Source organism: Tumebacillus permanentifrigoris (assembly GCF_003148565.1).
Taxonomy (GTDB): Bacteria; Bacillota; Bacilli; order Tumebacillales; family Tumebacillaceae; genus Tumebacillus; species Tumebacillus permanentifrigoris.
Map to the genome: position 1 here is coordinate 293859 of NZ_QGGL01000003.1, position 9364 is coordinate 303222.

Genomic DNA, 9364 nt, shown 5'->3' on the forward strand with positions numbered 1-9364 from the left:
CCCCTATTCAAGGTTTCACCAGCTCGAATACGTCTTCAAAATCAACCGCCAAGGTGTCGCAGATTTTTTTAGCGCTATGTGGACCGGCATTGCGAATTCCCTTTTCCAACTGGGACAAAAACGGGCTGCTAAGACCCGTTTTCCTCGCAAGGTCTCGCTGAGAGAACCCGGCCAGTACCCGAACATTCACAAGTTCCGGCTTGGCCCGGATCGTCAGGCCGATACTTTCTCGGGTGTCCCCATTTCCTTCTTGTGCACAGTAGATCGTGGACAGGGCGTTCATCATTCGTTCCCAATGCTTGGGCAATTTCTGTTGCTTGAAGCCATCCGCAGCCTTGCGGAAAGCCATTGCTGCTTGGTTAAGGTCTGGGAAAGTAACGAGAACCCTTCCCCGGAGCTCCTGCACAAATGGCAGACACAAAACAGATTCAGCAAGCCGGAGTTCTGCTTCACGACATGCGTCCATTGCCAGCTCCACGTACCCTCGATGCTCAGTACCGTGGAAGGGCGGGAAGGCTTGGTCTCTTTTCAGGTACGAATTCGCCAACTCGACATAGCAGAGTCCGGCCTCGACCTGATACCCATTTTGATCCAAAAACTCGGCAATGGGTCGCAGGGAGGCAATCGCCATCGGAGCGGAGCAGGTATCAAGGAAGTTCGCCCAAGCAGTTCGTATTCCACGCTCAGCGTCAATCACACCAATCTCGTGCAACAGGGTAACTGATTTTTCGAGATAGAGCTTCGCTTCCCAACTCTTCGACATTTTTGCATAGACCCGGCTTAACATGAGCTGAAGGAAGCACAAGGTTTGCCGCTCTGGGTCGCTCTGGCAATTGCCTTCAGCATGGCGGTAGATTTGCATGGCGTCCTTGGAGTTCTCCAAATGGAAGTAACAAAGGCCAATCAGAATAAGCAGGTTCGTAGTTTCGTACTCCGTAACCTCTGGCAGACGACCACACAACGCAAGTGCCCGATCAAAGTGTCGGCGGGCGTGTTCAAAACGTTGCTCTTGGAATTCAATGTGCCCCAGATACTTATAGACCGCGACAACCGTTTCCATGTCCTGTGTTGCATAAGCCGATTCGAGGGCGGTGTAGAACCAATCCGTTGCCTCCATCAGTTGACCCGAACAGAGATAGCACACCGCAAGATTCACCAGCAGATCGCCTTTGGGGATGCTACCAATAAAGGGTCTCTTCACCAGCTCTTCGAAACACTCTAGAGCTGACAGATAGTCTCTGTCTTGCTGGTTCTTCATCCCTTGGTGGAACAGCTTCACACACTCTGTGTTGTGCTGCGAGTCAACCATGACGGAATCAAAAGGTACTTCCAGACGTTCTGCAATTCCGCTCAACACCGTGAACGAAGGTCTGCCGATATCCGTCTCTGTTTGCTCGATCATGAGTGGATCGCAGAGTCCTTGCGCCAACTGCGCTCGGGTGAGCCCTTTTTGTTTACGAAGATCTTGGATGCGTTGCCCAAGTGTAAGTGGAACAACGGTCTGACATGACATCGCTCGACACTCCCTTTTTCTACAAAATAAAAAAACCACCTATGTAAGGGAATTCCCCTTACATAAGTGATCGTAAACGATAATACATTATTTCAAAACAAAAACGTTGTTAACCAAAAACCCTTATCCCGAGTTATAGGTTATACAAGTTTTCTATCAATACTAACCAAACCCGCTCCCCGTAGCAAAATTCGTGCGTCAATAACAGACCTGCCATCGTCGATTGTTCCAAAAAAAGACCGCCAGCTACAGGCGGTCTTTTAAAAGTTTTTCTATGAAGAACAGTCCAAGTGAATGACCCATCCCTAACTCAATGTCAGGGTTCAACCAATCACTACAGCCGAATTCGGAGCTGAGATTAGTGTTGGGCCGGGTCCAGCCTCAACCGCTACTTTGAGTGTAGATGAATTTGTTTTTTCGGTCTGATCTCCCAAGTGTGCCCCGAAACAGATACCTAATAACAAAAATGAAAGCAGGGTAACTTTCTTCAAATTTACTTCCCCCTATTGAGTGGATTACGTAACATTTTCACAATTTCCATTGAGGTATTATAAGCCATTTCGATCATTCCTAATTGACGGTACGACTCCGCCGCAACCTGCAATGCATCCGCCGCGTCAGTAACCAACCCCATTGTAACACAAATTTCTACTGATTTCATTGCGTTCCTAACAGCCTGGTTATAGTCCGTTCTCCGATAATATAATATCGATTTAGCTTTATAGTATTCTGAGAGCAAGTAGTCCGACTTGTCACCAAGTTCCTCAACATATTTTTCTGCAAGCTCAAGATAATGCTCTGCCTCATCTTGACGATCTAGTTCTGTGCATAACATGGCAGATCGCGAAAGAGTAAAAATACACATCGGTAGATCTCCCATACGTTCAAACTCTCGCGTACAATCCTCAATTTCGGAAAGCGATTTATCTGGGTTATCGTTTTTCACGACATGGAAGGCATAATATTGTTTTGCGATGTTTGCCTCTCGGACAAACTCAATTCCCTCGTAAAGAGAGCGAGCTTTTAGCATGTATTCAGCGTTTTCTGTTGCCAATGCCAGATAAAACATTGTGTTTGCCAGTTCATTTATATTCGATGCATGTTGAAAAAATTTGTATGCCTTTTCAAGATACCTTGTCGCATCTTTCTTAAAGCCAAGCTGGTTACAAGTCAAGCCTAGATTTTTCGTTACTCTTGCGGCAATAAGCCCGAATTTAGGCAATCTCACACTAATTCTATAACCCTGTTCAAATGCAGAAAACGCCCTCTCGAAGTCATTGATTCGATAGAACGCGTTGCCAAGCTTATTGTAGGTGTCACATAGAATTTCATCGTCTACTGTTTGCTGCGTCTCTTGAAGTTCTAAGAAAGGAACCAGGACTTCTAATGCGGCCTGATAGTCGCCGTTTTTTACGAGACTTTCTGCACGACAAGTAAGAAGGATAATTCGTTGATGCTCCAACAAGTCCTCACGCCGGTCCAGCTCATCTATAAGTTCCAGAGAATGTTCATAGTCGGCCTTTTCAATGTAAACACGAACCATGTCGATCTGAAAACCAGCCTCCATCTGCTTCTCCTGCATGCCCATGATTTCGCGAAGAGGAGTACCTAATTTATCCGCCAATTTACCCCACATCTCGGCTGAGGGATACTTACGGTCGGTCTCGATTTGGCTTACTACTGCTTGGGAACAGATACCTTCCACAAGTTCAGCTTGAGAAAAACCTTTTTCGGATCGTATTATCTTAAATCGTTGGCCAATTGTCATAGACGAATCAAGTAACAACTCTTCACACCTACCCTGAATTGATCTATATATTCCAACAATATAATATCACTCCAATAACAAGATGTATATATTTTTAATCATAATAGATATTCATTCATGGGAATTCGCCACAAAATAAGTAAAACACGCCGAAAGCGGCGTGTCAGAATGTCTAAAAATGTCCGTATTATAGAAATCCTACTGAGTGTAAAACCTAGTAATGACGTGATCTCATAGAGTTTTTACACGTCCCATTTAACATTGTTCGGACATTTACCTTACGGCTACCTTACGGCATTTATTGCCCGTCTGAGATCGTTCTGTGACGGCTCTACGTACCTCATCGTCGTTTGAACGTTGTCATGGCCCATCAGCTCTTTTACCTCGTTGAGCTGGCGACCCGCATCTACCAACCGCTTACCGAATGTATGACGCAATGAGTGACAGGAGTGTTGACCGCCCAACTTCATACCGTCAGCTGAGCGCTCCAATAGGCCGCATCTTTCGAGGTACGAGTCCAACATGTGTTCTATTGCCCGCGTTGTCATCTTGCCGGATCGTTCCGTGACAAGTAGGTATTCGCTTTCTTGGTGAACCGGCTTTTCGCTGGCGTTCCTAAACGGCAACCACGCCTTTAACGCCTTCTTCAATTCCTGATGCATCGGTATGACACGGAACTTCCCGCCCTTGCCATTCATGACAGTCACGGTTTCGCGCCAGAAGTCTACGTGTGTCAACTTCAAGTTGCTGACCTCCTCGACCCGTAGCCCGGCCCGAAACATTGTGTAGAAGATCGCCCGATCTCTAGCCGCCTTGAACTCGTTCGTCTCCGTGTCCAACGCGAATGTGAGTCGGTTGATTTCTTGGTCGGTCATCCATTTTGGGCCCATGACCTGTTGAACACGTTTCATGCGTACCTTGCTTGCTGGATCGGTAGGAATGTGATTCTTGTCGACGGCCCAGCTAAAGAACGTCTTGAGTGCCGCCAACGCCTTGTTGATCGTAGCTGGTTTTTGGTCGAGGGTATTCATCATATAGGAACGGTAATCCTGAATCATGATCGTCGTAACGTACTGTGGTTCGAACGTCTTCCCTTCGCTCTGTTCGTACCATAAGACGAACTTGTTGAGCGCGGTGACGTATGTACTAATCGTCTTGTCCGCCTTGTCCTCGTCTTTCAACCATGTCGAAAACTGCTGTAGATAGTTCGTCATTCCCTACACCTCTTGTTCCGTCGTGTTCTCCGACGAGAAGTCAAGGTTTCTCGTCATTACTCGTCGTAGAATATTAGTTCTACGATGAATAAATACCATTGCCTAATAAGAATAAATTTGTGAATAATGGGATATGATTACTGTTGGAGGTGATGAAACCGTGACTGGGAAATATGTAAAAATTAAAACTGTTGACAACAAGGATCACAAAGGAGAAGTCGAGAGATTGGCGGACGGAATGATTACAGTTATCGTAACTGGATTACGTAACCGCAAAGTTCACTTTCCGCTTTCCTCCATCATTTCTATCGAAGAAGAAGAAAAATAGGTATTGTCAAAACCGCCCAATGAACAGGGTGGTTTTTTTCTGCTCTCCTCACCCCCACGCCACTCCCTTGCAAGAATGCCCCCGGTGTTCTATATGCCCCCCCGGACGATAAGCGAATGTATGCGGGATTTCAGAAGTTCAATGAAATGGGCCATGGTGGGCTGGCTCCCTCTTACGTATAAACACCCTGTAGAAGATCGCAATCATAGATTTTTTTGCGAATTCTCCAAAACTTCGGGACGTGACGATTCACTGGAAGTCTAGCGCAACCGGAAGTGGACTGCCGATAGTCAAAACATACCGTCGTTCCATCACCGAAAAAGTCAATGGTTTCTAATTCACCAGCATAAACAATGCACTTGCAGACATGCTACTCGTATAACCATGACCAAACGTGCAGGCGGTGAAGTGAATGAGCCGGGCTAAGGATATGCTCGCGGAAGATGATGCTCGCCGCAAGAAAAAAAAGAAGAATAATTTGAGCTTAAGTGTGCAATACAGCAACAAAATCTCGTATTACAACTATACAAACGCTGGAGCTACATATAGACAAGGTACTATACCAAACAATAAGCAACTAACTAAACCTGTACTAGCTAAACCCTTGACTGCTGCCGATTGGAAGCAGGATTTGGGGTTTGAGATTCGCCGTGAAGCACAGCTAAGACGCTTTGAGACCTGGCCTCGTCATTGGCAGCGGTGGGCCCTGGGTATTGAAGATGCAGTCTCAGACTTCAAAGACGCGTGGGCGGAGTTTTTGGATAGTCTTGACGAGGACATCGAAGTAATCGTAACGACCCACAACGAGTATTGTAAAGCGTTCAATGCTGTGTGGCGGCGATTATGCTCTTTCCCAAAAGAAACTCCCCGCAAAATCGAACTCGTACAGCGTCAATGGGCTGGCTTGGAGGGACGTAAGAAGGTTGGATACCTTCACTATCTGGCGCTGCGGTGGAGCGCATCAACTGGATTACCTGTCGAGGATTTCGTTGGATTGTTCGCGGAACTGACGTACACGTTGGCCTCGGAAGGGCACAGCTTCAGCTCTGGTTTCTACTTCATCGAAACGTTGTCCATGATCCTAAAAAGCAAGGCAATGGACATGTACCGCGCTGAGAAAACGACCGACAAACGAAAGGCAAACTACGGGACGGTGTCCCTTGACACTCTCGACGCAAACGGTATACCGCTACACAAAGTTCTTTCGTCGCCCGGTGCCGATCCACTGACACACGTTTTGGGACAGGACTTCCTATACGATACGCGTCTGTCTCTGGAGGAGCGCAAGGTGGCTCAATTGATGGTTGCGGGTGAGAGCTATACGGAGATCGCGCAGGAACTCGGCTACAAGCATCATGAACAGGTGCGCCGTATCCACAAGCTTTTAAAAAAACTTTTAGTAGCCGACTTGTAACGGTTGGGCCGTGGGGTGTGACGTTCGGTTCTGTTACTTCCCCGCTCAAACGTAACAGTCATCGTGGAGTAGCGCGCGCCCAGACATACAAAGTGAAGCATCGTGGGAAGTCTAGCGCACGTACCGTGGGAAGTGGACTTCACATGGTTAAGGCCCGCAACCTCTGATCTACGTTCACTTCCGACCTAGACGTCAACCCTAAGTGGATTTCGGGTACTAAGACCAGTTAACCCTTGATACAACGTTCCACCACCCGAAGTGGACTTCGGGTAGTACCGCTGTTACTATCAATCAACACTACGAACGGCCTAGTCTTGAGCGAGCCACATTGCGCTACAAAAAGAAAAAAGCACCCATTTTGTGGGTGCTCAGGGGTTATCATGCTCTACTTCTTATCAATGCGTTCATAGACCACAATTCCCTTGGTGAGGTCAATTGTGTGCAATTTCCATCCATTGATGTAGTTTGCATTTAATTCCTGTTGTAGCGTACCAGCGGCAATTTCATCTTTCAAAACCCCCACCATGTACTGCTGTTTCGGGATCGGGCTTTCGATGCTCCCAGTGTATTCCATGATGTCTCCTCCTTTCCGTTGAAAATTTCTATGTAAACATTCGCCACAGGGACGTAAAATCCTACCAGTTATCCAATGTTTCAACTTGTCCAATCACTACGGTGGGTCGTCACACACGCACCTTTGCGTGGCCATCCACCACACTCTTTAAAGAAACGCCTCGGTTATGTTGAACTCCCCCGCCCGATATTTAGACGAATTTTGTTGTTTCTCCCAATTCTTCTACCCCAAACTTACAACTCGTCGATAAGAGCGTTGTCAGAGAAAACACTAGAGCTATTTCTTCGCTGCCCATGCAATAAGCACCACGATTAAACCAATCGGCAAAAACACCTTCAAAGGAAGGAGTGCTGAAATAAGACCAACAAAACAGAGCAATCCGACGAAGGCCATAATGGCAGCTCCACCCAAGTTGCCTTCGCTAAGCCAGTACCCTGCCTCCTCTTTGACGATCCTCCAACCTGTGACGCCAAACAAGATCGCCGATCCAGTGCAGGAGAAGATTGTGAAAATAGACAAGACTGGGGAATTTCCAACCTGCTTTAGTAGGTACCAAAAACCTAGGTTATCAAATCTCGACCCCATTATGTTGCCTGTGATACATAACGCGAGCGCAACCGCCAGAGATATAAGCATCGTTGCATGTCATTAACCTCCTCCAACTGGTAGATTGCACTCAATATAACCCTGCATATTAACGTCAGTCAATAGTCACATCGTTAAAGACCTACCCAAATAATCACATCGCACTTTTCGCTCGTCCTCCCTGAGTTTATAACCACATCGGGCCGACGTACAGCGGAGTCAGCGGGTCGCCATGAGAGAGAGCCATAAGCTCCGCTCATATTGTCAACCACGCGGTGAAGGGTGACTATGTAGATGCGGAAGTTCGGAGGATTTCGTCACAAAAAGAAAGACGGCAGCTCCCACGCGTGGTGGATGCCGCCGTGCTTGCTCTTATTTGAGTACGTTGTGCCGCGGGTAAGACGTATTTTATTTCAATCTCCCGGTCGAGAGCGCTTCGAAGTGCCACTTCGACCACAGTTGCATACGACCCGGATTCGAACCACTCATGATCGAATTCGTTGCAGACTCGTATCGTTAAGGTTTTGCCGTCAAATGCGATGAGCTCCGAATCCTTGAACCAGGTAGTTGAAACCCTGCCTGTTCAGCTTCTTTGCTATGGTCGACTTAACGATAAGCCAAACTCCTAATCCGTAGGCCAGAGTTGCGTTGTAGGTCATTTCCCGTAGAACTTTCAGCCCGCTTAGTTCTTGCCGAACTAGCTGTGAGCTGTCCTCTACAGCGCATTGCATGCCTAGGCTCAACTCTACCGTTTCAGGCCGCTTTGCCCTCCAAGGTGTCGATTTTAGCGAAGCCTGATGTCGCGATTTTTGTCGCGTCGTCAGCTACCGTAAATTCAGCCACCCGACATTGGTGACGCGAAGTGACTTCGGACATGCCTCAAGCAAACATAGAAGGGGCCAGGAGAAAGAAAAAGAGAGGTTCTGCGACCCCCCTCTCTCTTCCAACATAGGCAACAACTTACGGATTGGACTTCAATCAATCATCCCATTCCACTTCGTAGCACTCAGATGAACCGCACACGCAACAAGCAATCACCGGTTGACCTTTTGCGAACCGATACCGCCTGATCCTCACTTTGTTGATGTCCACACGCTTGACATTCGTACATGTTGTTCTCACTCCTTAGTACATCGTCCAATATTCTCCTTGACGCGAGGCAGTATTACTATTTTCGAAGTTTACTCCACTCGCTCAATACAAAATGCTTTGCTGTCTCGAAGTCGGAAAATACCTGACTTGTGTGTTCACGAAATGCGTTCGAAATTGTTTCTGCATCGACTACTGAAGCCAAAAATAATACTCCCGGCACCGTTTCAACTACTATCCCACTATATTCCTTTCCGTCGATCACATCAGAAATAATGCGATGGATTCGATGCTCGTCCATTCTAGACCCCCCCTCTCCTTTCCTATAACTTCGAGTACCAAGACACCTATCCCTTCCAAAGTATGTATATGCCTCGTTCCGCTTCTAAAACATTTGAAGCCGATTGTTAAGCGAATATTAAGTACCCAAAGATGCAAAAACGCCCTAAGCCGTAGGATTCAGAGCTGCTTCAACAAAAACATAGATGACCGACACGTTCGCGTCTCCGTTTCTGTAAACTCTCATGGCCTGATCGCACCCTCGTACCGTCAAGGGGCTTATACCTCGACGCCTCCAAAAACGCCTCCTGCAGCCTCCTAGCGGCCCAACTTTTTCACGTTCCTCGCTGTCCCCTTCAGAATGCAAAAAGACGGCTCCCACAATGGGGGTACACCGTCTTCCTCTAACTTATAGAACGCCCGAAATCGCCACGACACGATTGCTCTGTGGATCGACGTACAAGCGGATCTTGCTACACACCCCATTCAAAGCCTGCAAATACAAGGACTCTGTGACATGCTCCCCAAACTCCCACCCTCTAGGCATTACAGTAATGTGCGACTCCGCCTTCACGAATGTGTTGCTGATGAAGTTCCACA

9 protein-coding genes are annotated in these 9364 nt (G+C 47.3%); 2 read left to right on the forward strand and 7 right to left on the reverse strand.

Annotation, left to right across the window (positions count from 1 at the left end; translation table 11 throughout):
• Positions 1 to 7: 7 nt before the first annotated feature.
• From C7459_RS05210 to C7459_RS05220, 3 genes are all read right to left on the reverse strand, one after another.
• Positions 8 to 1513, reverse strand: coding sequence for a helix-turn-helix domain-containing protein (locus C7459_RS05210; RefSeq protein WP_109687037.1), 1506 nt, complete (start codon positions 1511 to 1513; stop codon positions 8 to 10).
• Between the two features lie 493 nt (positions 1514 to 2006).
• On the reverse strand, positions 2007 to 3299 hold the full coding sequence (locus C7459_RS05215) for a helix-turn-helix domain-containing protein (protein WP_146200948.1): 1293 nt from the start codon (positions 3297 to 3299) through the stop codon (positions 2007 to 2009).
• 266 nt (positions 3300 to 3565) lie between these two features.
• Entirely contained in the window at positions 3566 to 4495 is a 930-nt protein-coding gene (locus C7459_RS05220) for a tyrosine-type recombinase/integrase (protein WP_109687041.1), read from the reverse strand.
• A gap of 160 nt (positions 4496 to 4655) precedes the next feature.
• On the opposite strand from C7459_RS05220, the gene C7459_RS23165 reads away from it, so the two are divergent.
• Complete coding sequence (locus C7459_RS23165; RefSeq protein WP_170119281.1) at positions 4656 to 4823, forward strand: hypothetical protein; 168 nt, start codon at positions 4656 to 4658, stop codon at positions 4821 to 4823.
• A 412-nt stretch (positions 4824 to 5235) separates the two neighbouring features.
• Entirely contained in the window at positions 5236 to 6237 is a 1002-nt protein-coding gene (locus tag C7459_RS05225; protein ID WP_109687043.1) for a helix-turn-helix transcriptional regulator, read from the forward strand.
• A gap of 385 nt (positions 6238 to 6622) precedes the next feature.
• Here the strand turns inward: C7459_RS05225 and C7459_RS05230 are convergent, their stop codons facing one another.
• The 4 genes from C7459_RS05230 to C7459_RS23595 form a co-directional block, all read right to left on the reverse strand.
• Positions 6623 to 6811: a hypothetical protein gene (locus C7459_RS05230; protein ID WP_109687045.1), complete on the reverse strand. Its 189-nt coding sequence runs from the start codon at positions 6809 to 6811 to the stop codon at positions 6623 to 6625.
• A gap of 276 nt (positions 6812 to 7087) precedes the next feature.
• A complete protein-coding gene (locus C7459_RS05235) occupies positions 7088 to 7330 on the reverse strand; it encodes a hypothetical protein (RefSeq protein ID WP_146200949.1) in 243 nt (80 codons plus the stop codon).
• A 1234-nt stretch (positions 7331 to 8564) separates the two neighbouring features.
• Positions 8565 to 8786, reverse strand: coding sequence for a hypothetical protein (locus C7459_RS05245; protein ID WP_109687051.1), 222 nt, complete (start codon positions 8784 to 8786; stop codon positions 8565 to 8567).
• Between the two features lie 387 nt (positions 8787 to 9173).
• The coding region (locus tag C7459_RS23595; RefSeq protein ID WP_211320336.1) for a hypothetical protein at positions 9174 to 9364 on the reverse strand (191 nt) is incomplete at its 5' end.